This window comes from Microbacterium sp. MMO-113, assembly GCF_037148555.1.
In the GTDB taxonomy this organism is placed as follows: Bacteria; Actinomycetota; Actinomycetes; order Actinomycetales; family Microbacteriaceae; genus Microbacterium.
In genome coordinates, this window is sequence record NZ_JBBCTD010000002.1 from 380,937 (window position 1) to 405,141 (window position 24,205).

Below are 24,205 nucleotides of genomic sequence, written 5' to 3' on the forward strand. Positions count from 1 at the left end.
TCTCCTCTTTGAGGTCATGTTCCTGCGGATCGCCCGAAGCGGGGACGCGGCGAGGGTGCGCCGTCGATCACATGCACATCAAATCAGAAAATGTTTGCGCTCACAAGACGCGGATCAGCGGTCTGGCGACGCATTCGCTTCGCCTGGCGGGAGCGCTGACATCGCCGCAGAGCCGAGCGCGGGTGGCAGTCGCACGCTCGACGGCCGGCGATCTCGTTCCCCGATCGCCGCCCGGGAACGACGAAACACCCGCACGAGCCGTGCGGGTGTTTCGAACCGAGGGGCTACGCCTTCTCTAGTTCGTCTTCGTCTTCGTCCGCGTACTCGTCGGCCCACTTGTCGACGTAGGCGTCTTCGTCGGAGTCGCTCGAATGCGCGAGCTCGCGCTCCAGCGCCGAGTAGTTCACCGACGGACTGTACGCCTTGAGTTCGCGGGCGATCTTGGTGTGCTTCGCCTTCTGACGGCCACGGCCCATGCCTGAGACCCCCTCACGAGTTAAGCTGCGGGCAGACGGGCGCCCGAGTCATTCACGACACCGGCTCGAGGCCGGTAAGAGTAGCATTCAGGATAGCACGCGGGGAACAGACCCTGGCCGCGGCCAGGCCGGCGAAGGGAGCGATCTCCATGACCGACAGCACCTCCACTCCGTCCGACGAGGCCACGCAGAACGCCGCTCTGCAGAAGGCCGTGATCGTCGGGATGCAGCTCGACCAGGACCCGCACGTCCTCGATGAAGCCGTCCGTTTCGCCCGGCTGCTGAACGCCCCGCTCGTGGTGGCCCACGTCGACATCACCCGCTTCGTCACCTATGAGGATCCGGACGGCTACGTGCACTCCGCTCCCATCGACATCAACTTCGACGCGGGGGCTGCCGAGTTCGAGGCCGTCGAGGCGACTGCGGCCACCATGCTCGACGGGAAGGGCGTCACCTGGACGGCGCGGCAGCTCGTCGGCGACCCGGCACTGGCCATCAAGCAGCTCGCCAACAAGCTCGACGCGCAGCTCATCGTGGTCGGCACCCGCAAACGCGGCATCGGGGAGTCGATCCGGGAGTTCTTCACCGGCTCCGTCGCGGCGCGGCTGGCGCATCGCCAGCATCGCTCCGTGCTCGTCGTCCCCCTCGGGGAGTCCGTGCCGGACGAGCAGAAGGAGATCTGGCCGGAGTGATCCGTACGCGACGAGGCCCCGCCGACGGATGTCGACGGGGCCTCGTGCGGTCATGCCGGGGGCTCAGGAGCCCGGTCGGCTCAGCGCCACCGTCACGCTGCGGGCGGCCTGATCCAGTGCGTTCTCGAGGTCGGTGACCACCGACGCCGGGAGGACGCCGCCCTGGGCGACGTGGGTGCGCAGGTCGGTGCGGATGCGGGCGCGAAAGGCGTTCACCACGGCGTCGGCGCGGTGCAGCTCCTCGCGGCTGGTCAGTCGTGCCTCCTCGCTCGGGGTGCGCGGCTTGTTCTTCGCCGCCGCCCTGTCGTCCTTCGTCGCCGTCGCCAGGTCGGCGCGAAGGCTCTTCATCGCCTCCTGCACGCTTTGGCGCACCTCGTTCGCGATGAGGCGGACCGTGTCCGTGATGCCCGCCTCGATGTCGGCGAGGTCGCTCTCGCGGGAGGCGAGTTCGGCGCGTCCGGCTTCGGTGATCGCGTAGATCGTCGTGCGTCCGTCGACGGTCTTGGTGACCAGCCCCTCCTCCTCCAGCTTCGCGAGGCGCGGGTAGATCGTGCCGGCGCTCGGCGTGTACGTCCCGCCGGTGCGATCCGTGAGGGACTGGATGATGCCGTAGCCGTGCTGCGGGGACTCCGCGAGCAGCGACAGCAGGTACAGCCGCAGGTCGCCGTGGGAGAAGACCGCGGGACTCATGCTTCCCACTCCGGGTCGTTCTCGATCGTCTGCGGAGCGCGGCGGAGGACCGTCACCCCTCCGGAGACGGAGTTGGCGCGGAGATCGACGAACCGTCCCGCGAGCTCCCCGGTGGTGCCGTTGTAGGTGCTCGGGCCGGAGGAGCTGCGCTCGACGCCGTCGATGAGCAGGCGGCCGCTGAGCGAACGGATGACGTAGTTCGCCGCGAGGGACTCGTCGAGCCGCACCGTGGTGCCGCCGGAGACCGAGTTCACGGTGATGGTGTTGACGTCGCCCGCCGCGTCCACGAGTGTCGCGCCGGAGACGATGTCGACCGTGGCCTTGCGGATGGCTCCCGTGACGGCCACGTCACCGGAGACGCTGTTGGCGTTGAGCGAGCCGGTGAGGTTGCGGATCTGCACGTCGCCGGAGACCGAGTTCACGCTGAGGTCGCCGATGAGGGTGTCGACGATGATGTCGCCGGACACCGTGTTGAGACGGGTGTCGTTGCGGATGCCGGACACGAGGGCGCCGGCGCTCACGACGCCGAGGGTCAGGGCGATGCTGCGCGGGACGGCCACACTCACCTCGGCGCGCGGGCCGCCGGAGCCGAAGTTCCGGAACACCTCCAGGAAGTTGTCCCAGCCGAGCTGCGGGTGGTCGATCTCGACCTCGCCGTCGCGGGACTCGATCCGGAGGTCTTTGGTGGTGACGCCGTGCACCTCGATCCGGATGCCGGGTTCGTCGTGGGCGATGACGTCGACCTGTCCGCCGACGAGGCCCACCTTGAGCCGGGTCGCGGAGGCGATGTCGATGACGCGTTCCTCGCCGGGGGCGATGAGCCACTTCTCGGTCATGTCTGCTTCTCCTGTGTCGAGGGATTCACGATATATCGTGTTGCCGTCACCATAACACGATATATCTCGATCCCGTCACCCCCCCTTCCTTCGAATCGCCTGATTGGTCCCACTTCGGCCGGAAATCGAGCCAATCAAGCGATTCGAAGGGGGTTGACCTTGACGTAACGACAACTTCTACGGTGGAGGGGAACGACACGGAAGGGTGGGGGATGAGCGAGCGGGACTGGTCGATCCAGGAGATCGCGCGATTGGCGGGAACGACGAGCCGGACACTGCGGCACTACGACGACATCGGGTTGCTGCCGCCGTCGCGCATCGCGGCCAATGGCTACCGGCACTACGACGCGGCGGCGCTCGTGCGGTTGCAACGGATCCTCCTGCTGCGGGAACTCGGGCTCGGACTGCCGCAGATCGCGGAGGTGCTGGGCCCTTCGACAGGCCCAGGGGCCCAGGGTGCGGGCTCAGAGACCCGGACGGCGACGGAAGCGGCTGCACTGGAGACGCATCTCGCGGTGCTGCGCGAGGAGCAGACCAGGCTGGCGCGGCAGATCGCGTCGGTCGAATCCACCATCACGGCATTGAGAGGAGGTGAGAACCTCATGGCAGAGAACATGTTCGACGGCTTCGACCACACGCAGTACAAGCAGGAGGTCGAGGACCGCTGGGGGACGAAGGCTTACGCCGACGGCGACCGCTGGTGGCGCGGGATGAGCGACACCGAGCGTGCCGAGTGGCAACAGCGCGTGGCCGACCTCGGACGCGACTGGATCGCCGCGGCGGAGAGCGGTATCGATCCCGCGTCCGCCGAGGCGCAGGAGCTGGCGCGCCGTCACGTGGCGTGGCTCACGGGCATCCCCGGCACTCCGGCCGCCGCGCTTCGGCAGGGACCGGACGCGGGCGCCAAGGCCTACGTCCTCGGTCTCGGCGAGATGTACGTCGCAGATCCGCGCTTCGGCGCGAACTATGCGACGTCCGCGGGCGGCACCCACGGTGCGGAGTTCGTCCGCGACGCGCTCCGCATCTACGCGGAAGCCTCCCTCTGATCTGTCGAGCCACCCCCTTGCGTGTGACCCACCCCGCTGCGGTCGTACTCAAGGGGGTGGCTCGCACGCAAGGGGGTGGATCGGGGGAGGAGGGGAGGGCGTAGGGTCGTGCCATGACGGGGCGACGGAAGCGGGGGCGCGACGACCGCCCCGCGTCCGGAGCCTTCGCGGCGGCGGCGACGGCCTATGGGGCGAACTGCGCCCTCGGGCTCGCGGTGGCGGCGCGGCTCATCGACACGCGCCGCTTCCGCTGGGTGCACCACGCCCTCTACATCCTCACCTGCGCGACGACGGGACTCGCCGTCGTCGTGGGCCTCGCCACCCGCACCCCACGCACCCGTCGCGCCGCCCTCGCGCTCCTCCCCGCCGCCGTCCCCCTGGCCGCGATCCCCTACGCCGGGACGCACACCCGGCGGCACCCGCTCGTCGCCCTCATGGCAGCCCCCTTCGTCCTCGCGGGCCTCGTGGTCTCGCGCCTCCCCTCCGACCGGAAGTGACCGCATGGAACTCCTCGACGCCATCCGCCGCCGCAAGACCACCAACGGAGCGTTCCTGCCCGACCCGGTCTCCGAGGAACACCAGCGCATCCTCCTGGAAGCCGCCGGCCGCGCGCCCTCGCAGCTCAACAGCCAGCCGTGGCGCTTCGTCGTGATCGAGAACCGCGACACGATCGACGAGATCGCGCGCATCTCCGGCGAGAGCATGACGGAGGCGATGTCGAACGGCACGTTCTTCGAGCGGTACAAGCCGTACTTCCGCTTCAGCCAGGAGGAGATGGAGGAGAAGCGCAGCGGCATGCTGTTCGACAAGCTCCCCGCGCCGCTGCGGCCCTTCACGTCGCAGGTGTTCACCAAGCGCGGCCAGACTCTGATGAACACGTTCGGGGTGCCGAAGACCCTGGGCTCGGAGAACCGCAAGCTCGTCGCCGGATCGCCGCTGCTCCTGGGCGTCATGCTCGACCGCAGCGAGTACCGGCCAGGGCAGCTGTCGTCGTTCTACTCGGTGTTCAGCATGGGGGCGGCCATGGAGAACGTCTGGCTGACCACGGTCGAGCTGGGCATGGGCATCCAGTTCATCTCGTTCCCGATGGAAGTGCCGGGGCGCTGGGACGAGATCGTGCGGCTGCTGCGGGTGCCCGACGACCTGGAGCTCATGGCCGTCTACCGGCTGGGCTACCTGCCGCCGGAGCAGCGACGCCCGGCGATCGACTGGTCCAGCAGTCAGCGCAAGCTCGTATCGCAGTACGTGTTCCGCGAGGACTGCGACACCCCGCAGCAGGGCTGGGACGCGCCGCCGACCCGGTCCTGAGTCAGGAGCCGCCGGCCGCCCGCCGGACCTCGGGGAGATCGTTCAGCGCCGGTCCCTCGATGCGCGTGCCGTCCGCGGCGAACCGCGACGCGTGCAGCGGGCAGTCCCACGTGCACTCAGCGTCGTTCCAGTCGAGGATACCGCCGAGGTGCGGGCACACCGCGCTGACCGCTCGGGTCACGCCGTCGACCGTGGAGATGGCGACCGGGCGACCGCCGCGGTTCGCCACGACGCCCTCGCCCTCCGCGGGCTGCGGCACGGGGACCGGCGTGGTCTCGGCCTCGACCCAGCCTCTCGTGGCGGCGGCCGCCACCTTCGCGCCCTCGACGGCGCCGCGCGCGAGATCGGCGGGGACGGTGAGCCGGGTGCCGAGGCGCAGCATCCAGGACGGACGCTCGCGGCGCTTCGTCCCGATGATCTCCTCGGTGAGCCGCAGGGCCGCGGCGGGTGCGTTCGACAGCCCCCACTTCGCGTAGCCGGTGGCGATGCGGATGCGTCCGAGGCCGCGGGGCAGGGCGCCGACGAAGGGGATGAGGTTGTGCGACTGGTAGTCCTGCGCGGACCAGCGGTGCGTCTCCTCGGCATCCGGGAAGTGCAGACGGGTCCAGTCCACGAGGTCGTCGATCGCCGCGGTCTCGCCGTCCGAGCGGCCGACCGGATGCCCGTTGCCGCCGACGACCAGCTGCGCGGTATCGGCCGGGCCGTCGGCGGCGGACACCGGTCGGATGGACCGCGTCGGGCCGTCGGCCGAGATGAACGTCCCCTCCGGCACTCCGCCGGAGACCCGGAACGAGACGCAGTACGACCGCATCCCGGCGACCTTGGAGAAGTACAGGCCGCGGTCGAGGATCGGGGTCCCGGTCGCGAGGACGATGTGCTCGGCGAACATCGGCCCCGCCGTGGTCTCCACCCGGGGCTCCGGGAGGGCGTGGGCGCCGATCACGCGGACGCCGGTGTGCAGCGTGCCGCCCCCGGCGAGGAACTCCCTTGCGAGCGCGTCGGCGACGGCGACCGGGTCGATCGTCACCTGGGAATCGAGCGCCACCGCGCCCGCGACGGGGAACGGCGTCGACAGCTCGCTCGCGGTGAGCAGCCGCGTCGGCAGTCCCGCCTCCTGCGCGGCGGCATGCTGGGCTCTGACCGCCTCGAGCCCGTCCGGACTTTGGGCGTAGGTGTGGTCGGTCCGCTCGGTGTAGCTCAGGCCGGCGGTGTCGGCGAAACCGGTGAGCCACTCCATGCCCGCCCGGTTGGCATCGACGTACGCCTGGACGAGTGCCGCCGGATGGTGCTTTCGGATGGTGGCGAGCTGCTGTCCCTGGAGGAGGGAGAGCTTGCCGGTGTTGCCACCCGTCGACAGCTCCGCCACGTCCCCCGCATCCACGACAACGACGTCGAGTCCGGCGCGGGTCAGGAGCACCGCGGTGGAGAGGCCGGTGAGCCCCGCCCCCACGATCAGCACGTCGTGCGTCGCGCCGGGATCGAAGGCAGTGCCGTGGGGTGCGTCCTGATCGACCTTCCAGAGGGGCTTCATGCCGACAGTCAACGCCTCTCCCTGCCCCCACCCCAACGCCTTGACATCCGACGATCACGCTGTCATGCGGCGACTACAGTGGCGAGCGTGAGTCTCCGTCGTGTCCTGCTCGTCGCTCTCGGCGGCACGCTCGGGACGGCGGCGCGTCTGGGACTCGGGCTCGTCGCGGACGAGCCCGGTGGGTTCCCCCTCGCGGTGCTGCTCGCGAACGTGCTGGGTGCCCTGCTCATCGGTGTCGTGGCGGCGCGGCTCCCGGCCTCGGCGGAGCTGCGACTGCTGCTGGGCACCGGCGTCCTCGGCGGCTTCACGACCTACAGCGCCTTCATGACCGGGACGCTGGCCCTGTGGGGGTCGGCACCGCTCCTCGCTGCGGCGTATGCCGCGGGCAGCCTCCTCCTCGGTCTCCTCGCGGCAGCCGTGGGGCTCCGGCTGGGTCGGCCGCGCCGGGGAGGGGCGTCGTGAGTCCGCTGCTGTTCCTCGCGGCCGCGCTCGCCGGGGGCGTCGGCGCCGTCCTGCGCTATCTCGTCGATGTCGGCGTCGCCCGGCTCGTCGGCCGACGGTTCCCGTGGGGGATCCTCATCGTCAACCTCACCGGGTCCTTCGCGCTGGGACTCGTGACGACGGCGCTGCCCGACGCGGCGTTCGTGCTCGGCGCCGGTCTCCTCGGGGGGTACACGACCTTCAGCACCGCGATGCTGGATGCGGTCGCGCTGTGGCGCGACGGCGAGCGCGGCGCCGCGGTGTTCGACGCGGTCGGCATGCTCGTCCTCGGTCTCCTCGCCGCGGGACTGGGGCTGGCGCTGGGGGCTGCGCTCTAGATCGACGCTTGCGAAGAGCCGACGTGCCGCGCTACTCTCGCTGCTAATCGTTTAACGCTAAACGGTTAACATCGCGCACCGCCTTCTCGTGCACCCGTCAAAGGAGACCTCGATGCCCCGCACCTCTCACCGCGCCCTGGGCGCCCTCGCCGCCTCCGCGGCCGCCGTCCTGGCGCTTTCCGCCTGCTCCTCCTCCGCGACCGGTGAGTCGTCGGGCGGCGACGTCACCCTCAGCTACGCGATCTGGGACGAGAACCAGAAGCCCGCGATGGAGGACATCGCCGCCGCGTACACCGAGGAGCACCCGAACGTCACGATCGAGATCCAGGTCACGCCGTACAAGGAGTACTTCACCAAGCTCCAGACCGCGGTGACGGGCGGCTCGGCCGCGGACGTGTTCTGGATGAACGGCCCAAACTTCCAGCTCTACGCCGCCAACGGCCAGCTCGCCCCGCTCGACGACGTGGACGCGGCCGACTACCCCCAGGGGCTCGTCGACCTCTACACCTACGACGACGCGCTCTACGGCGCCCCCAAGGACTTCGACACCGTCGCGCTCTGGTACAACAAGGCGCTGTTCGACGCCGCGGGGGTGGAGTATCCGAGCGCGGGCTGGACCTGGGACGACTTCCGCTCCGCGGCCGCGAAGCTGACCGACCCGGCGAAGGGGCAGTTCGGCGTCGCCGCGAGCCAGTACGGCCAGGAGAACTTCTACAACTCCATCGCGCAGGCAGGTGGAGAGGTCATCTCCGCGGACGGCACCCAGAGCGGATACGGCTCCCCCGAGGCTCTCGAGGGCATCGAGCTGTGGACCGACCTCATCGCCGACGGCTCCTCGCCCACGGCGCAGCAGATGACGGACACGAACCCGGAGGACTTCTTCCTGTCGGGCAAGGTCGCCATGTTCCAGAACGGCTCCTGGGCCGCCATCGCCTACGCGGACAACGCGGACATCGGCGGCAGTGTCGACGTGGCCCCGCTGCCGGCGGGTCCGGAGGGCAATCAGAGCGTGATCCACGGCGTCGGGAACGTCGCGAACGCCAAGAGCGCGCACGTGGAGGAGGCCAAGGACTTCGCCGCCTTCGCGAGCGGAGAGCAGGCCGCGAAGATCCAGGCCGAGACCGGCACCGTGATCCCCGCGTACAACGGTACGCAGCAGGCCTGGGTCGACGCACTCCCGCAGTACGACCTGCAGGTCTACATCGACGCGCTGGAGACGGCTGTCCCGTACCCCGTGTCGAAGAACACCTCCGCGTGGACGAGCATCGAGAGCGAGGTGCTGTCCCAGGTGTGGTCCGGAGCGGTCTCCCCGAAGGACGGCCTGCAGGATCTCGCCGCGCAGATGCAGACCGCCCTGGACGCCGAGCAGGAGTGACCGCATGACCGTCCTCGCGCCTCGCGCGGTCGCCCCCGCCGCCGGGCGGACCCCGGAGGCCCCGCCCTCCGGGGTCCGCCGGCGCCGCACGCCCGGTGCCTCGCCGTGGTGGGCCCTGGTGTTCCTGGGGCCCACCGCCCTGGGCCTGGCCGTGTTCTACCTGTGGCCGACCGTACGCACGCTCATCATCTCCTTCACGAAGTCGGGGCCGTTCGGCGGTGCGGAGTGGATCGGGTTCGAGAACTACGTGCGGCTGTTCCAGGACCCGGAGCTCCTCGGCGCTCTCCGCAACACCGCGGTCTACACGGTGATCGCGCTCATCGGCATCCCCCTCGCGGTCGGGATCGCCGCGCTGCTGAACACCACCGGCCTCAAAGGCCGCAGCGCCTACCGCACGCTCTACTTCATCCCCGTCGTCACCATGCCCGCGGCGATCGCGTTGGTCTGGCGCATGATCTACAACGGCGACTACGGCGTGCTGAACGCGGCCCTCGGCGCGGTCGGCATCGAAGGGCGGAGCTGGCTGACCGATCCGAACACCGCGCTGGTCGCGATCGCCGTCGTCGGCATCTGGGCCGGCCTCGGGACCAACATCGTCATCTTCCTCGCCGGACTCCAGGGCATCCCCGACACGATCATGGAGGCGGCCGACCTCGACGGGGCGGGCCCCGTGCGCAAGTTCTTCTCCATCACGATCCCGCTGCTGTCGCCCTCGATCTTCTTCGTCAGCGTCATCAGCGTGATCGGGGCGCTGCAGGTGTTCGATCTCATCTACATGATGCTCGGGCGCAGCAACCCCGCGATGCCGAACACCCGCACCGTCGTCTACCTGTTCTACGAAGCGGGCTTCCTCGACAACGACCGCGGCTACGCCGCAGCCGTCGCCTTCCTCCTGCTGCTGATCATCCTCGTGCTGACGATCGTGCAGTTCCGGCTGCAGAAGAAGTGGGTGCACTATGAGTGACGTCTCCCTCGACACCCGCGCGGTCGTCGGGGCCGCCCCCGCACGATCGCGGAGCGCGGGCGCCCCCCGGAACCGCGGGCTGTGGATCGTGCACGTCGTGCTCATCGTCGGCGCCGCGCTCATGGTGTTCCCGTTCGTCTGGCAGCTGCTGACCTCGTTCAAGACACTGTCCGACTCGGTGCAGGTGCCGCCGTCGTTCCTCCCCCGCGAGTGGGTGTTCACGAACTTCGCCGAGGTCTTCGACTCGATGCCGTTCGGGCAGATGTTCCTGAACTCGGTGCTCCTCACGGTCGGCCGCACGGTCGGGCAGGTCGCCCTGTGCACCATGGCCGGCTACGCGTTCGCGCGCATCGCCTTCCCCGGCCGGAACGCCCTGTTCGTCGTGTTCCTCTCGGTGCTCATGGTGCCCTCGCAGCTCTACCTGCTGCCGCAGTACGAGATCATCCAGGCGCTCGGCTGGCTGAACACGCTGCAGGCGCTCATCGTGCCCGGGATCTTCAGCGCCTTCGGGACCTTCCTGATGCGGCAGTTCTTCCTCTCGATGCCGGCCGAGCTGGAGGAGGCGGCGCGCATCGACGGGGCGAATCCGTGGCAGACCTTCTGGCGGATCATGGTTCCGCTCGCGAAGCCTGGCATCATCGCACTTGTGGTGTTCACCGTGCTGTGGTCCTGGAACGATCTGCTGTGGCCGCTGATCGTGACGACCGATCCGGCGAAGATGCCCCTGTCGGTCGGACTCTCGCAGCTCGTCGGCATCCACGGCACCGACTACCCGGTGCTCATGGCGGGTGCCCTGCTGGCGACCCTGCCCATGCTGGTGACGTTCATGATCCTGCAGCGGCAGTTCATCCAGGGCATCGCGTTCAGCGGGACGAAGGGCTGAGACATGGCACAGCGTGAGCACGCCCCGAGCCGCCGACCGACCCTGCGGATGGTGGCCGAACGTGCCGGGGTGTCGACGGCGACGGTCTCGTACGTCTTCTCCGGGCGCGCAGGGGCGAGCGGCGCGGGCGTGGCCGAGGCCACCGCGGCGCGGGTGCTCGCGGCGGCGGACGAGCTGAACTACCGGCCGAACACGGCGGCCAGGGCCATCCGCACCGGTCGCAGCGGCATGGTGCAGCTCTCCCTGCACATGCTGAGCGATCCGTGGTCGCTGGCGGTGGCCGACGCCGTGAACGCCGAGGCGAACCGGCACGGGCTGACGACGCTGATCCTCGCCGACGGCGACTGGCACGCGGCGCTCGACCGCGTCGAGAGCGACGTGGCGTATCTCGACGGCGTCGGGCTGGACGAGGAGGACGCCCGACGGCTGGGCGACCTCGTCAAGCGCGGTCAGCGCCTCGTGGTGTTCTCGGAGCATCTGGAACCGGACGGCTTCGACGTCATCCGCTCGGACGCGATCCCGGGGTGCGAGCTCGCGATGGACCACCTGCTGGAGCGGCATACGGCGATCGGCTGCATCGCCGCCGAGGGGGCCGTCCGCCTCGCGGGAACCCAGGTCACGCGCTACACGCCGTACGTCGAGAAGCTCGCGGCGGCCGGCATCTCCCCGGATCCGGCGTGGACCGTGACCTATGCGGAGACCCAGGCCAGCGCCTTCACCGCCGCGATCGAGCTGCTGTCGCAGGAGAACCGCCCGGACGCCGTGTACGCGACGACCGACTTCGCCGCGATCGCCGCGATCAACGCCGCGCACATGCTCGGGCTCCGCGTGCCGCACGACGTCGCGGTGATCGGTGTCGGGAACACGCCGGACGCACGGCTCATCGCGCCCACCCTCACCACCGTCGGCCCCACGGACTTCTACGAGCGTCAGGCGCGGATCATCGTCGAGAAGGCGCTCGAGAGCGACCCCTCGCCCGGGGCGCTGCACGAGTTCCCCTGGGCCCTCGTCCCCGGCGGCTCGACCGACCTCGACGCCCCGGCAGCCCGCGGCCGCTGAGCCGCCCCCTTTTCTCCCCCTCTGTCACGAAGGACTTCTGTTGGACCTCCACATCGGCATCATCGGCTTCGGCGCGCGCTCCACCCTCCAGGAGGAGGTGCACCGGCCGGGGCACGGCTCCCGCATCACCGCCGTCTGCGACCTCGCCCCGCGCGCCCGGGAGGACGCCAGAGCGCTCGTCCCCGACGCGCTCATCACCGACTCCCTCGACGAGCTGCTCGCATCCGGCGTCGACGCCGTCATGGTGCTGACCCCGGACGACACGCACGCCGCCCTGACCATCCGGGCGCTGGAGGCCGGGGTGCCCGTCTTCTGCGAGAAGCCCCTCGCGATCGATCTCGCCGACGCCGACCGCATGCTGGAGACCGCGCGACGCACCGGCACCCGGCTCTACATCGGCCACAACATGCGGCACATGCCCGTGATCACCCTCATGCGCGGGCTCATCCAGGACGGGCGCATCGGGCAGGTGAAGGCCGTGTGGGTGCGGCACTTCGTGGGGCACGGCGGCGACTTCTACTTCAAGGACTGGCACGCCGACCGGAGCCGCACCACCGGACTCCTCCTGCAGAAGGGGGCGCACGACCTCGACATCATCCATTGGCTGGCGGGCGCGTACACCGAGCAGGTGGCGGCGATGGGCGGCCTGAGCGTCTACGGCGACATCGCCGACCGGCGGGACCGCACGGGGGAGCGGATGCCCGACTGGTTCAGCATGGACAACTGGCCGCCGACCGCGCTCACCGGACTCCACCCCGTCGTCGACGTCGAGGACATCTCGATGGTGAACCTGAGGCTCGAGGGCGGGATCTTCGCGTCGTACCAGCAGTGCCACTTCACCCCGGACTACTGGCGGAACTACACCGTGATCGGCACCGAGGGGCGCATCGAGAACTTCGGCGACGTGGCCGGCAGCGAGGTGAAACTGTGGAACCGTCGGCATGCCGGGGCGGCCGACGCGGATGAGGTGTTCGTCGTGCCCGAGGTGCCGGATGCGGGGCACGACGGTGCCGATGCGCTGCTCGTGGCCGAGTTCCTCCGGTTCGTGCGGCACGGCGGTCTCACGGCGACCTCGCCCGTCGCGGCGCGGGAGGCCGTGGCCGCCGGGATCCTCGCGACCGCGTCCCTCCGAGGCGATGGCTCCGCGATCTCCGTCCCCCCGCTCGACCCCGATCTCGTCGCCTACTTCGAGCGAGGCCAGACCCCCTCCCCCTCCCCCGTCCCCTGACCCCCCCCGTCCCCCGGCAGGGTGAGTGCAAAATGGCACCCGAACCGCGGCTCCCAGGCACGTTTCTGATCCCGCAGCGAGGGGGGAGGGGGAGAGGGGCGGGGCTCTCAGGGAGTTCACACCGGAGCGAATGTACAAACGTACATGTACGGATGTCCAGGGGGTGAGCGATGGCGGAGAGCCCGCGTCGGCGGCGTGACCCCGAAGCGCGCCGCCGGGAGATCGTCACGGCTGCCGCCGAGCTGATCGTCGAGGTCGGGGCCGACGCCATCACGCACCGCATGGTCGCCGCCCGCGCCGGAGTGCCGCTCGGGGCGACCACCCAGTACTTCGACACCCTCGACGACCTGCGCGGCGCCGCCTTCCGGGCCCTCGCGGACGAGATCGAGTGCCGGCTCGACGGGGTGCGGCAGACCCTCGCCGAACGCGGGGCCGGGGCCGACGTCATCGCCGCGCTCGTCCACGACAGCATCCACGACGGACACGCGGTGCAGGCGGATCGAGCGGTGGTCACGGCGGCCGTCCACGATCCGCGTCTGCGCGAGCTCGCGCGCCACCTGTCCGACCGCCTCGTCGACCTCCTAAAGCCGACCTATGGCGCCGACCGAGCCCGAGCGGCGATGATCTTCATCGACGGCGTCATGTGGAGCACGCAGATCCGCGACGTCGATCTCGAACAGTCCTTCCTCGAATCCGCACTGACGCGGATCCTCGGAGAACCTCTCTCCCTCCCATCCGCAGCGACCGCCATCCCCTGACACCGAGGACCCCGCCTTGTCGAAACTCGCCATCCTCAGCCTGAAGAACCGCGCCCTCATCGCGCTCGTGACGATCGTCGCCGCGGTGTTCGGCGGGCTCGCGCTGACCAACCTCAAGCAGGAGCTCATCCCGTCGCTCGAGCTGCCGGCGCTCGTGGTCATGACCACGTACCCCGGCGCCTCGCCCGAGGTGGTCGAGAACGACGTCTCGACGCCGATCGAGTCGGCCATCCAGGGGGTTCCCGATCTGGAGTCGACCACCGCGACGAGCACGACCAATGCGTCCATCGTGCAGGCGATGTTCTCGTACGGCACGAACCTCGCGACCGCGGAGCAGAAGATCCAGCAGGCGATCAACCGGATCTCCTCGCAGCTGCCGGAGGACGTCACGCCGCAGGTGCTCTCGGTCTCGATCGACGACTTCCCGGTGATCCAGGTGGCGGTCACCGGCTTCGACGACGCGGACAACGCCCAGGCGCAGCTCGAGAGCGTCGCGATCCCCGATCTGGAGGACGTCGACGGGGTGAACGCGGCCGAGATCGTCGGCGGCGTCGGACAGCGCATCACCATCACCCCCGACCTCGCGAAGCTCGCCGCCGCAGGGCAGAGCAGCGAGGCGATCAGCACGGCGCTGCAGCAGAACGGCACCCTCTTCCCCGGTGGCGAGATCACCGAGGACGGCGAGACCCTCACGGTGCAGACCGGAGCGAAGATCACCTCGGTCGACGAGATCGCCGCCCTGCCGCTCGTCGGCACCGCGGTCACCATCGGCGACGTCGCGACGGTGGCGCAGGTGTCCGACCCGGTGACCTCCATCTCCCGCGTCGACGGCGAGGACGCCCTGTCGATCTCCATCACGAAGCTCCCCGCCGCCAACACGGTCGAGGTGTCGCAGGGGGTCATCGCGGCCCTCGACGAGATCGGGGAGGCGCTTCCGGACGCGGAGTTCACGGTCGTGTTCGACCAGGCGCCGTTCATCGTGCAGTCCATCGACACCCTCGCCACGGAGGGTCTGCTCGGCCTCGTGATGGCCGTGCTCGTGATCCTCGTGTTCCTCATGTCGGTGCGCTCGACCCTGGTCACCGCGATCTCGATCCCGACCTCGGTCCTCATCACCTTCATCGGGTTGCAGGCGTTCGGCTACTCCCTCAACGTGCTGACCCTCGGGGCGCTCACGATCGCGATCGGCCGCGTGGTCGACGACTCCATCGTGGTGATCGAGAACATCAAGCGCCACTACGTGGGAGATGCGGACAAGGGCGACGCGATCCGTCTCGCCGTGCGCGAGGTCGCCGCCGCCATCACCGCGTCGACCATCACGACCGTGGCGGTGTTCCTGCCGATCGTGTTCGTGGGTGACATGGTGGGCGAGCTGTTCCGCCCGTTCGCGATGACGGTCACCATCGCCATGGTCGCGTCGCTCTTCGTGGCGCTGACGATCGTGCCGGTGCTGGCCTACTGGTTCCTCAAGCCCGGCAAGCCGCTCCTCGACGACCAGGGGAACGCGATCGACCCGGAGGACCCGGCGGCCCCGCCGACGCGGCTGCAGCGCAGCTACCGCCCCATCCTCGGCTGGACGCTGAAGCACTCGGGCATCACGGTCGCGCTCGCGGTGGTGGTCCTCGCCGGGACCCTCGCCGCCGCCCCGCTGATGAAGGTGAACTTCCTCAGCGACTCCGGACAGAACACCATGACCGTGACGCAGGACCTCGGGCCGACGGCGAGCCTGCAGGCGAAGTCCGACGCCGCCGTCCCCGTCGAGGAGGCCCTCCTCGACATCGACGGCATCGAGCACGTGCAGGCCTCTATCGGGTCGAGCGGCTCCGCGCTGCGCGACGCGTTCTCCGGCGGTGCGGGCATCACCTACTCCGTGCTCACCGACGGCGACGCCGACCAGGAGAAGCTGCGCGCCGAGGTGCAGGACGCCATCGACGGTCTCGGCGACGAGGTCGGCGAGGTCACCGTCGCGGCGTCCGCCGGCTTCGGCTCCAGCGACATCGAGATCACCGTGTCGGCCGCGAGCGGCGACGACCTCGCCACCGCCACCTCCGCCGTGGTGGACGAGCTCGACGGCCGCGAGGGCATCGGTCAGGTGACTGACAACCTCGCCGAGGCGCTGCCGTACATCGCCGTGGTCGTGGACCGCGAGGCCGCCGCCCAGGTCGGGCTGTCCGAGGTCGCCGTCGGGTCGATCGTGTCGAACACGATGCGTCCCCAGCAGATCGGCTCGGTCGAGATCGACGACACCGCGCTCACCGTGTACCTCGTCAACCCCGAGCCGCCCACGACCGTCGCCGCCCTCCAGCAGCTCGCGATCCCCACCGCGGCCGGTATCGTGCCGCTGGAGGACATCGCGACCGTCGAGCAGCGCAACGGTCCCACCTCGATCACCACCGAGCAGGGACGCCGCACCGCGACCGTCACCGTGCCGCCCGCATCGGACAACCTCGCGGTCGCCACCCAGTCGGTCACCGAGGCGCTCGCCGCGGCTGACCTTCCGGACGGCGCCTCGGCCGAGGTCGGCGGCGTCGCCTCGCAGCAGGCCGACTCGTTCGCGCAGCTCGGCCTGGCCATGCTCGCCGCGATCCTCATCGTGTACGTGGTGATGGTGGCGACGTTCAAGTCGCTGCGTCAGCCGCTGCTGCTGCTGATCTCGGTGCCGTTCGCGGCGACCGGCGCCATCCTGCTGCAGATCATCACGGGCGTACCGCTCGGCGTGGCATCGCTGATCGGCGTGCTGATGCTCATCGGCATCGTGGTGACGAACGCGATCGTGCTCGTCGACCTCGTGAACCAGTACCGGGAGAAGGGACTGTCGACCGCGGAGGCGGTGATGGCGGGAGGGGAGAAGCGTCTGCGTCCGATCCTCATGACCGCGCTCGCCACCATCCTCGCCCTCACCCCGATGGCGCTCGGGATCACCGGGCACGGCGGCTTCATCTCGCAGCCGCTGGCCATCGTGGTGATCGGCGGACTCGTCTCCTCCACCGTGCTGACGCTCATCGTGCTGCCGACCCTGTACAACCTCGTCGAGGGGGCGCGGGAGCGCCGCCGGGCGCGGAAGGGCGAGCCGCACGACGATGGCGCCTCGGTCCCCGTGCACACGGACGGCACGCCGGTCAGCCGGCGCGAGCTGCGCGAGAACCACGGCGAGTAGCCGCGCGTTCACAACTCAGGAGAAAGGCCCCGGTCCCGTCCGTAGGACGAGGATCGGGGCCTTTCGGCGTCGGTTCTCCGGAGTTGTGAACCGCGGTCAGGCGAAGGTGAGGCCCCACTCCAGGGTCCAGGTCTCGCCGGGAGCGAGACGGCGCAGGCCCCGGCCGCTGTTGAACGCGTCGGCCGGCGCGGTCATCGGCTCGATCGCGACCGCGAGCGGGGTATCGGGGTAGTTCGTAGCCGTGTACACCTGCACGAAGTCGAAGCCCTCGCCCTGCCAGAGCGTGACGGTCCGGCCGTCGGGCGCGGTGAGGGTGTGCCGCACCCGGCCGTCCGCGTCGCGCTCCAGGTCCGTGAACCCGGTGTCGAGCGAGACGTCGCCGACGCGGATGCCGTCGCGCAGTTCGGGATCGGCGGGACGGGTGCCGATCGGGAGCATGCGGTCGTCCGTCTGGAAGGCGGTGCGGGCGGGCACACGGAGGACGAGGTCGTGCGGGTCGACGTCGCCGATCGTCGGGAACGGATGCGTGCCGACCGCGACGGGTGCGGGGGAGTCGGACCAGTTGGTGAGCGTGTGCGTGACCGTGATGCCGTCGGCGGTGAGGACATACGCGACGGACGTCTCGATCAGGTACGGATAGCCGGTCTGCGGGAAGACGGTCGCCCGCAGCGTCGCGGCCCCTTCCGTCTGCTCGATCGCATACGCCGTGAAGCGCAGCAGGCCGTGACTGGCGTTGTCCGTCTTGGGCTCGGTGATCGCGAGCTGGCGCACGGTGCCCTCGTCGTCCCAGCGGCCGTCGCGCACCCGGTTGGGCCAGGGCGTCAGCACGACACCCGAGCACGACGGCGTCGGGATGTCGAGCGGATACGGGGAGATGAGATCGACCTCGCCGATCCGGAGGGCACGGAGAGAGGCGCCGACTTGGGCGATCTGCGCGGTCACGTCGCCGAGGCGGAGGTGGACCTGGGTGCCGGTGGGAGAGACGGAGTTCACCTCGACATCGTAGTGCCGCGGGCCGCCGGAGTGCGGGGGTCTCCCAGGGATGCCGGGTAGACTGAGACGGTCGGCTTCGGACACCCGCGCAGGGCGCGGACGTTTTTCAGTGTGTGAAGTGTGAGTCCAGGGGCCGATGGTGCGCGTCGATCGACGCGAATCAACCATCACAGGAATGGCCCCGGCCGCAGATCGTCCGGACTCCGCTGGATCGGAGTGCTCGCGCGTGCGCGCAGCGCTGTTCTCGTGCGAGAACGCAAGAAGGACACCCGAATGCCCAAGAACCACAAGCCCCGCGGCGGTCGCGCCGCCGCGAACTTCGAGCCGCGCTACGGCGCCAAGAAGACCTCGTTTCACGACCGCCACCGTCCGGCCGGCGGTCGGGACACGGCTCGCGACGAGCGTCCCGCACGCGACGACCGCGAGGATCGCGCGACCGGCGGGTACGACCGTCGCCCCGGGAGCCGCAGCCCCGGGCACCGCGGCTACCGCCCGGAGGAGACCGAGTCCGGTGCTCCGAAGCGCCGCTGGAGCTCCCAGGAGCGCGCCGGTCGCGACGAGGCCCGCAGCATCCGCAACCGTGCGGAGTCCGGGCGTCGCGAGGCCCCGCACCGCCGCGACGACCGCGCCGGTGGCGGCCGGTTCGACGACCGCGCCGAGCGTCCGCGGTACAACGACCGGTCCGGCGCTGGACGGTTCGACGACCGCCCGCGGCGCGACGACCGCCCGCGGCGCGACGACCGCGGCGGCTCGCAGCGACAGGGGTTCCGCGGCGGCGACCGCACCCGCGGCAACGACCAGGGGACCGAGCGCTCGTACGACGCCGCCCGTGCGCGCCGTGCCTTCGACCGTGACCGCACGCAGCGCTCCTTCGAGGGCGGGCGCGAGCGTCCGTCGACCGGAGGGGCCTACCGCACCGAGCGTCCGCGTCGGGACGAGCGTCCCCGTCGCGACGAGCGTCCGACCCGCAGCGACTGGAACGCGAAGCCGAAGGCGGCGTTCGAGCAGACCGACGACGTCGTCCACGAGCGCCTCGAGGCACAGGCCGTGCAGGCCGTCGAGGTCGAGGGCGTCACGTTCGCCGACCTCGGCCTGGGCTCTAACATCACCGAGACCCTGAACAACATGGGCGCCGCGACGCCGTTCCCGATCCAGGCGGCGAGCATCCCGGCCGTCCTCGAAGGGCGCGACGTGCTCGCCCGAGGACGCACGGGTTCCGGCAAGACCATCGCCTTCGGGGCACCGCTCGTCGAGCGGGTGCTGCAGTCGCAGGCGGGCAAGCGTCGCGAGTTCGGCCGTGCGCCGCGTGCGATCATCCTCGCTCCGACGCGCGAGCTCGCGCTGCAGATCGACCGGACCATCCAGCCGATCGCCCGCAGCGTCGGCCTCTTCACGACGCAGATCTACGGCGGTGTGCCCCAGGGGCGCCAGGTGGGCGCGCTGAAGAAGGGCGTCGACATCGTCATCGGCACCCCCGGCCGTATCGAGGACCTGATGAACCAGGGCAAGCTCGACCTGTCCGACTGCCGCATCGCGGTGCTCGACGAGGCCGACCACATGTGCGAGCTCGGATTCGTCGAGCCCGTGCAGCGCATCCTCCGCCGCACGGCCGAGGGGAGCCAGAAGCTCCTGTTCTCCGCGACGCTCGACCGCGAGGTCGCGGCGCTGGTGGACGAGTTCCTCGTCGAGCCCGCCGTGTTCGAGGTCGCGGGCGAAGACCAGGGCTCCAGCACCATCGAGCACCGGGTCCTCGTCATCGAGCACCGCGACAAGGCGGACATCCTCACGTCGCTCGTCGACCGCGAGGGCAAGACGCTCGTCTTCGCTCGCACGCGCGCCTACGCCGAGATGCTGGCCGACCAGTTCGACGACGCCGGGATCCCGGCCCTCTCGCTGCACGGCGACCTCAACCAGGCCAAGCGCACGCGCAACCTGGAGAAGCTGACCTCGGGTCGGGTGAACGTGCTCGTGGCCACCGACGTCGCCGCGCGCGGCATCCACGTCGACGACATCGACCTCGTGGTCCAGGCCGACGCGCCGGACGAGTACAAGACCTACCTGCACCGCTCCGGTCGCACGGGTCGCGCCGGGCGCTCGGGCCGGGTCGTCACGCTCATCACGCGGCAGCGTCAGCGCCGGATGACTGAGCTGCTCGGTCGCGCCGAGATCGAGGCCCCGTTCGAGCAGGCCCGCCTGGACGACGACGTGATCGAGGAGATCGCCGGGCGCGTGCCGTCCGCCGCCGAGCTCACGTCCTGACCCGTTCGGGATCAGAAAGGCCCCGGAGGCTTCGGTCCCCGGGGCCTTTTCGCACTCTGCACCGGGCGGGTCAGGGGAGGGTGTGCTCGTGGAGGGACGTCGTGAGGGCGGTGCCGTTGAGGTCGAGGTAGAGGACGCGCTCGGTGACCGTGAGGGTCAGGGTGTTCCGGCGGGCGAGGTGAGGCGTGGCGGTGTCGACGAAGCCGGGATCGAAGCTGTAGACCCGGATGTCCTCGGCCCGGTGGATGCGCTTGTCGGCCCACGGCGCCATGACCTTGGCGGGATCGCGGTGCGTGTAGACCACGGTCCGGTCCGCGAGGCGGGAGGCGTGATGCAGCCGCGCGGCATCGGGAGCGCCCACCTCGATCCAGACCGTGACCCGGCCCGTGAGGTCGCGCACGAGCACGGCGGGCTCCTCCGTGTCGGAGACGCTGCCGCCGAACGCGATGCCCTCCGCGAACTCGAGTCCATACGCGAGCACCCGGGTGAGCATGTACGCGTCGGTCTCGGAGGGATGCCGGGCGGCGCGGAGCGACACGTCTTCGTAGACCCCGCGATCGGTGTCGGCGAGCTGCATCTCGAACGTGTGGACTGTCGAACCGATCGCCATGATCCTCGAGCCTACGCGGAGCTGCGCCCTCCGGCCGACCGGGTCAGAACAGCATCGGCTGCGGCGGGGTGGCGGCTGCGGCGCGACCGCTCGGCGTGAACATCACCGGCCCGGCCGCCGGGGTCTCCGTCTGCACGTGACCCTGTCCGGGGCGGAAGCCGCGCCGCGGATAGTCGTCTTCGTGCCGCCCGTCGAGCCCGTGCATCCGGATGAGCGGACGAGCGCGCTTGGCGAGCCACTGCCGATACGGCTTCGGCGCCTCGACCGACGCTCCGGGATAGAGGCCCCGATACGACGACACGAGGTCGGGACGGTTCTCGCCGAGCCACTGGAAGAACCACGGTTTGACGCCGGGGCGCAGGTGCAGGGCTCCGTAGATCACGCTCCGCGCTCCGGCGGCCTTGATGCGGCGGAGAGCGTCGTCGATCGCGGCGAGGGAGTCGGTGAGGTGCGGCATGATCGGCATGAGGAACACCGTGACGGGGAAGCCGGCGTCGGCGAGCGCGCGCACCGTGTCGAGGCGGGCCTGCGTGGTCGGGGCGCCCGGCTCGATCGCCTTCTGCAGCGCGTCGTCGTACATCGCGATCGACATCTGCACGTCGACCGGCACGCGCTGCGCCGCCTTCTTCAGCAGCGGGATGTCGCGGCGGATCAGCGTGCCCTTCGTGAGGATCGACATCGGGGTGCCCGACGCCGCGAGCGCCTCGATGATGCCGGGCATGAGGGCGTAGCGCCCCTCGGCCCGCTGGTACGGGTCGGTGTTCGTGCCGAGGGCGACCGTCTCGTGCTGCCAGCTCCCGCGGCGCAGCTCCCGTTCGAGCACCTCGACGACGTTGACCTTGACGACGATCTGGGTGTCGAAGTCGGCGCCGCCGTCGAGGTCGAGGTACTCGTGCGTGCCCCGTGCGAAGCAGTAGGTGCAGGCGTGGGAGCAGCCGCGGTAGGGGTTGATCGTCCAGGCGAAGGGCATGCGCGACGCCCCGGGGACGTGGTTGAGGGCGGACTTCGACAGCACCTCGTGGAACGTCATCCCGGCGAACTCCGGCGTGGTCACGGTGCGGATGACGCTGGACCGGTTCTCGAGACCGGGCAGCGCCGCCTCGTCGCTGTCCGCGAGCTTCTGTCCCTGCCACCGCATCGTTCTATTCGAACAAAGAATCGAATCCAAGTCAAGCGAGTATGGCATCGATGTTCGAATGGAAGAATGGGCGCATGCCCACCTCGCCGTACGCTCAGCATGCGGCGCCGCGCTCCCCGATCCTCGGCCCCGCCCTGCCGGTCGGGCTGGCGGTGACCGCGCTGGGGGTGGTGCTGTCCCTCACCGGCGCGGCCGCGACCCCCGTGGCGTCGGAACCGCTCCCGCGCCCTGTCGCGGTGATGCAGGTGCCCTCGGTGCAGAACGCGGCGACACCCGCGGCCGATCCCTGCGCCGACACCGCGGTGCAGGAGGCGATCGCCGCGGGCGACGACGCCACCACGGTGGCCGCCTTCGGCGGCGGGGTGCCCTTCCGCGAAGCCGTGGTCGCCGGGAACGCGCCCTGTGTCTCGCTCAGCGATCCCGCCCGGATCTGGGTGGTGGTGAACAAGGGGCGCCCGCTCGATCCGGCCGCCTACGAGCCCGCGGAACTGGGCCAGGTGCCGCTGCAGATGACGACGCCGTCGGGCCGCGTGCGCGCGGAGGTCGCCGACGCGGTCGGGCGCATGGCGGATGCTGCCGCCGCCGCGGGGGTCGGGCGCATCGGCGCGAACAACGGCTACCGTTCCTACGGGCTCCAGGTCGCGACCTATGGCGCCCACGTGCGGGACCAGGGGCAGGCCGACGCGGACGCCGGCTCGGCACGCCCGGGGCACAGCGAGCATCAGACCGGTCTCGCCCTGGACGTCGTGGCCTGCGATGCCGGGTGCGGCGGCCTCGACGGCTTCGGGGCGACGCGGCAGAGCGAGTGGGTGGCCGCGCACGCCTGGGAGTACGGGTTCATCGTGCGCTATGAGCAGGTCGGCACCCCCGTCACCGGGTACGCTCCGGAGCCCTGGCACCTGCGCTACGTCGGCACGGAGCTCGCGGAGGCGTACCACGAGGGGGGTTTCCACACCCTCGAGGAGTTCTTCGGCCTGCCCGCCGCCCCCGACTACGCGCACTGATCGGCGCGTCCGCGACGTCGCGCGGCGTGCTCTGAGGCATCCCACAAACGCGGTACCCAGTCCCACTCGGGATGGGATGCATTCTCACAATCGCCTGTCCTGCCCCGTGTTCCCGCCGTAGACTCGCCGGAGCAACGACGCACGACACGTTCGGGAGGACGGCATGGAACGCGACATCTACGAAGAGGATCACGAGGCCTTCCGCGACCTCGTCAAGGACTTCGTCAAGCGCCACGTCACGCACGAGGCCATCGAGAAGTGGGATGCCGCCGGCGAGGTGGACCGCGCCACGATGCGCGCCGCCGGTGAGGCCGGCATCATCGGGCTCTCCGTGCCCGAGGAGTTCGGCGGCGCCGGGATGCTGCAGGACTACCGCTTCCGCGCGATCGTGAACGAAGAGGTCATCGCGGCCGGGGCGGGCTCGCTCGCCGGGGCCTTCGGCATCCAGGACGACCTGGCGGTGCCGTACCTCGTGCACATGGGCACGCAGGAGCAGAAGGAGAAGTGGCTGCCCCGCATGGCCACCGGCGAGGTGGTCGGTGCGCTCGCCATGACCGAGCCCGGCGCGGGCTCCGACCTCCGCGGCATCAAGACCACGGCGAAGAAGGTCGACGGCGGCTACCTCGTCAACGGCGCCAAGACGTTCATCTCGTCGGGCGCGACCGCCGACCTCGTCGTGACCTTCGTCAAGACGGGCGAGGGCAACCGGCCCGACGCGTTCAGCCTCGTCCTCATCGAGAAGGGCATGGAAGGGTTCGACAACGGCAAGAAGCTCTCGAAGATGGGCTTCCACGGTCACGACACCGCCGAGCTGTCGTTCAGCGACGTGTTCGTGCCCGAGGAGAACCTCATCGGCGGCGTCGAGGGCAAGGGCTTCATCCAGCTCATGATGAACCTCCCGCTCGAGCGCCTCTCGATCGGCGTGGCCGGAGCCGCCGCCGCGCAGGCCGCGCTCGACTGGACCGTGGCCTACACCAAGGACCGCGAGGCCTTCGGGGAGCGCATCATCGACTTCCAGAACAGCCGCTTCACCATCGCCGACATGTCCGCCACGGTCGACGCGCTGTGGGCCTTCATCGACCGCGCGCTGCTGGCCTACAAGGACGGCAAGCTCTCGGCCGAAGAGGCCGCGAAGGTCAAGTTCTGGGCGACCGAGCGGGAGTGGGAGGTGCTCGACGCCGGCGTGCAGCTCCACGGCGGCTACGGTTACATCACGGAGTACCCCATCGCCCGCGCCTTCCTCGACGCCCGCGTGCACCGCATCTACGGCGGCACGAACGAGATCATGCGCGAGATCGTCGGGCGTCAGATCGCCGGCAAGCGCTGAGGTCCCCGGGCACAGCTTCGGAGATTCCCCTCGGCACGCCGGGGCGGCCTCGT

The 24,205-nt window shown here is 70.3% G+C and carries 23 protein-coding genes; 16 read left to right on the top strand and 7 right to left on the bottom strand.

Translation table 11 applies throughout. The features are described from left to right. Positions 1–284 precede the first annotated feature (284 nt). Complete coding sequence (locus WFJ36_RS08665; RefSeq protein WP_025104705.1) at positions 285–476, bottom strand: DUF3073 domain-containing protein; 192 nt, start codon at positions 474–476, stop codon at positions 285–287. A 149-nt stretch (positions 477–625) separates the two neighbouring features. On the opposite strand from WFJ36_RS08665, the gene WFJ36_RS08670 reads away from it, so the two are divergent. Beyond that, positions 626–1,168, top strand: a complete 543-nt coding sequence (locus WFJ36_RS08670) for a universal stress protein (RefSeq protein ID WP_336643131.1) — start codon at positions 626–628, stop codon at positions 1,166–1,168. A 63-nt stretch (positions 1,169–1,231) separates the two neighbouring features. Here the strand turns inward: WFJ36_RS08670 and WFJ36_RS08675 are convergent, their stop codons facing one another. Together WFJ36_RS08675 and WFJ36_RS08680 are read right to left on the bottom strand one after the other, a co-directional pair. Beyond that, positions 1,232–1,858 carry a PadR family transcriptional regulator gene (locus tag WFJ36_RS08675; protein WP_292787870.1) on the bottom strand — a complete coding sequence of 209 codons (627 nt, stop codon included), beginning with the start codon at positions 1,856–1,858 and terminating at the stop codon, positions 1,232–1,234. Beyond that, positions 1,855–2,694 carry a DUF4097 family beta strand repeat-containing protein gene (locus tag WFJ36_RS08680; RefSeq protein ID WP_292787868.1) on the bottom strand — a complete coding sequence of 280 codons (840 nt, stop codon included), beginning with the start codon at positions 2,692–2,694 and terminating at the stop codon, positions 1,855–1,857. The genes WFJ36_RS08675 and WFJ36_RS08680 overlap by 4 nt, the downstream gene beginning before the upstream one ends. Positions 2,695–2,906: 212 nt before the next feature. On the opposite strand from WFJ36_RS08680, the gene WFJ36_RS08685 reads away from it, so the two are divergent. From WFJ36_RS08685 to WFJ36_RS08695, 3 genes are all read left to right on the top strand, one after another. Beyond that, the gene (locus tag WFJ36_RS08685; protein ID WP_336643132.1) at positions 2,907–3,740 is read left to right on the top strand and encodes a MerR family transcriptional regulator; all 834 of its coding nucleotides are present in this window, start codon (positions 2,907–2,909) and stop codon (positions 3,738–3,740) included. Positions 3,741–3,853: 113 nt separating this feature from the next. After that, positions 3,854–4,237, top strand: a complete 384-nt coding sequence (locus WFJ36_RS08690) for a hypothetical protein (RefSeq protein ID WP_336643133.1) — start codon at positions 3,854–3,856, stop codon at positions 4,235–4,237. Positions 4,238–4,241: 4 nt separating this feature from the next. Beyond that, positions 4,242–5,048, top strand: coding sequence for a nitroreductase family protein (locus WFJ36_RS08695; protein ID WP_071327775.1), 807 nt, complete (start codon positions 4,242–4,244; stop codon positions 5,046–5,048). Between the two features lies 1 nt (position 5,049). Here the strand turns inward: WFJ36_RS08695 and WFJ36_RS08700 are convergent, their stop codons facing one another. Further along, the gene (locus tag WFJ36_RS08700; RefSeq protein WP_071327774.1) at positions 5,050–6,579 is read right to left on the bottom strand and encodes an FAD-dependent oxidoreductase; all 1,530 of its coding nucleotides are present in this window, start codon (positions 6,577–6,579) and stop codon (positions 5,050–5,052) included. Positions 6,580–6,666: 87 nt separating this feature from the next. Between WFJ36_RS08700 and WFJ36_RS08705 the strand changes: the two genes are divergently transcribed. The 9 genes from WFJ36_RS08705 (at position 6,667) to WFJ36_RS08745 (ending at position 16,821) form a co-directional block, all read left to right on the top strand. Further along, positions 6,667–7,041 (top strand): FluC/FEX family fluoride channel, encoded by a 375-nt coding sequence (locus tag WFJ36_RS08705; protein ID WP_256209351.1) that lies wholly within the window; start codon positions 6,667–6,669, stop codon positions 7,039–7,041. Next, the gene (locus WFJ36_RS08710) at positions 7,038–7,397 is read left to right on the top strand and encodes a fluoride efflux transporter FluC (RefSeq protein ID WP_071327772.1); all 360 of its coding nucleotides are present in this window, start codon (positions 7,038–7,040) and stop codon (positions 7,395–7,397) included. Before WFJ36_RS08705 ends, WFJ36_RS08710 begins: the two co-directional genes overlap by 4 nt. Before the next feature lie 112 nt (positions 7,398–7,509). Then, entirely contained in the window at positions 7,510–8,772 is a 1,263-nt protein-coding gene (locus WFJ36_RS08715; protein WP_336643134.1) for an ABC transporter substrate-binding protein, read from the top strand. A gap of 4 nt (positions 8,773–8,776) precedes the next feature. After that, positions 8,777–9,736, top strand: coding sequence for a carbohydrate ABC transporter permease (locus WFJ36_RS08720; RefSeq protein WP_336643135.1), 960 nt, complete (start codon positions 8,777–8,779; stop codon positions 9,734–9,736). Beyond that, positions 9,729–10,619 (top strand): carbohydrate ABC transporter permease, encoded by an 891-nt coding sequence (locus WFJ36_RS08725; RefSeq protein WP_071327769.1) that lies wholly within the window; start codon positions 9,729–9,731, stop codon positions 10,617–10,619. Before WFJ36_RS08720 ends, WFJ36_RS08725 begins: the two co-directional genes overlap by 8 nt. 3 nt (positions 10,620–10,622) lie before the next feature. Beyond that, entirely contained in the window at positions 10,623–11,678 is a 1,056-nt protein-coding gene (locus WFJ36_RS08730; RefSeq protein WP_071327768.1) for a LacI family DNA-binding transcriptional regulator, read from the top strand. A gap of 40 nt (positions 11,679–11,718) precedes the next feature. After that, positions 11,719–12,906: a Gfo/Idh/MocA family protein gene (locus WFJ36_RS08735; protein WP_336643136.1), complete on the top strand. Its 1,188-nt coding sequence runs from the start codon at positions 11,719–11,721 to the stop codon at positions 12,904–12,906. Between the two features lie 170 nt (positions 12,907–13,076). Next, positions 13,077–13,664 (top strand): TetR/AcrR family transcriptional regulator, encoded by a 588-nt coding sequence (locus tag WFJ36_RS08740; RefSeq protein ID WP_336643137.1) that lies wholly within the window; start codon positions 13,077–13,079, stop codon positions 13,662–13,664. 16 nt (positions 13,665–13,680) lie between these two features. Further along, positions 13,681–16,821, top strand: a complete 3,141-nt coding sequence (locus WFJ36_RS08745) for an efflux RND transporter permease subunit (protein WP_336643138.1) — start codon at positions 13,681–13,683, stop codon at positions 16,819–16,821. 96 nt (positions 16,822–16,917) lie between these two features. Here WFJ36_RS08745 and WFJ36_RS08750 read toward each other — a convergent pair whose 3' ends face one another. After that, a complete protein-coding gene (locus tag WFJ36_RS08750; protein ID WP_336643139.1) occupies positions 16,918–17,814 on the bottom strand; it encodes an aldose 1-epimerase family protein in 897 nt (298 codons plus the stop codon). Positions 17,815–18,087: 273 nt separating this feature from the next. Between WFJ36_RS08750 and WFJ36_RS08755 the strand changes: the two genes are divergently transcribed. Next, positions 18,088–20,073 carry a DEAD/DEAH box helicase gene (locus WFJ36_RS08755; protein WP_336643140.1) on the top strand — a complete coding sequence of 662 codons (1,986 nt, stop codon included), beginning with the start codon at positions 18,088–18,090 and terminating at the stop codon, positions 20,071–20,073. Positions 20,074–20,143: 70 nt separating this feature from the next. On the opposite strand, the gene WFJ36_RS08760 is transcribed toward WFJ36_RS08755, so the two are convergent. Both WFJ36_RS08760 and WFJ36_RS08765 read right to left on the bottom strand, forming a co-directional pair. After that, entirely contained in the window at positions 20,144–20,683 is a 540-nt protein-coding gene (locus WFJ36_RS08760) for a YaeQ family protein (protein ID WP_071327764.1), read from the bottom strand. 43 nt (positions 20,684–20,726) lie between these two features. Continuing rightward, positions 20,727–21,821 carry an Rv2578c family radical SAM protein gene (locus WFJ36_RS08765; RefSeq protein ID WP_336643141.1) on the bottom strand — a complete coding sequence of 365 codons (1,095 nt, stop codon included), beginning with the start codon at positions 21,819–21,821 and terminating at the stop codon, positions 20,727–20,729. A gap of 74 nt (positions 21,822–21,895) precedes the next feature. On the opposite strand from WFJ36_RS08765, the gene WFJ36_RS08770 reads away from it, so the two are divergent. Together WFJ36_RS08770 and WFJ36_RS08775 are read left to right on the top strand one after the other, a co-directional pair. After that, the gene (locus tag WFJ36_RS08770; RefSeq protein ID WP_336643142.1) at positions 21,896–22,825 is read left to right on the top strand and encodes a M15 family metallopeptidase; all 930 of its coding nucleotides are present in this window, start codon (positions 21,896–21,898) and stop codon (positions 22,823–22,825) included. A 163-nt stretch (positions 22,826–22,988) separates the two neighbouring features. Beyond that, positions 22,989–24,152, top strand: coding sequence for an acyl-CoA dehydrogenase family protein (locus tag WFJ36_RS08775; RefSeq protein ID WP_062637336.1), 1,164 nt, complete (start codon positions 22,989–22,991; stop codon positions 24,150–24,152). Positions 24,153–24,205: the final 53 nt, after the last annotated feature.